Origin of the sequence: Pseudoalteromonas sp. SR45-1 (assembly GCF_014163655.1) — a bacterium.
Lineage (GTDB): Bacteria > Pseudomonadota > Gammaproteobacteria > Enterobacterales > Alteromonadaceae > Pseudoalteromonas > Pseudoalteromonas distincta.
This window is the reverse complement of record NZ_JACJDR010000044.1, coordinates 1-511: the sequence shown is the minus strand read 5'-3', so window position 1 is coordinate 511 and position 511 is coordinate 1. Positions and strand designations below refer to the sequence as shown.

At 44.4% G+C, this 511-nt stretch carries 1 protein-coding gene; it reads right to left on the bottom strand.

The features are described 5' to 3' along the window. On the bottom strand, nt 1–511 hold a 511-nt coding region (locus H5089_RS20045; protein WP_259395155.1), incomplete at both ends, for an EF-Tu/IF-2/RF-3 family GTPase.

The following is a 511-nucleotide window of genomic DNA, read 5'->3' as shown; positions in this document are numbered from 1 at the left end:
CTACGATAGTTGCTACAACACCAGCACCTACAGTACGACCACCTTCACGGATAGCAAAACGAAGACCTTCATCCATCGCGATTGGTGCGATTAGAGTTACTGTCATCTTGATGTTATCACCAGGCATTACCATTTCTACGCCTTCTGGTAACTGTACGTCACCAGTTACGTCAGTTGTACGGAAGTAGAACTGTGGACGGTAACCTTTGAAGAATGGAGTATGACGACCACCTTCATCTTTAGAAAGTACGTATACTTCTGAAGTGAATGTAGTATGTGGGTTGATTGAACCAGGCTTAGCTAGTACTTGACCACGTTCAACGTCTTCACGCTTAGTACCACGTAGAAGTGCACCAATGTTCTCACCAGCACGACCTTCGTCAAGAAGCTTACGGAACATTTCAACACCAGTACAAGTAGAACGAGTTGTATCATTGATACCAACAATTTCTACTTCGTCATTGATGCGGATGATACCAGCTTCAACACGACCAGTTACAACAGTACCACG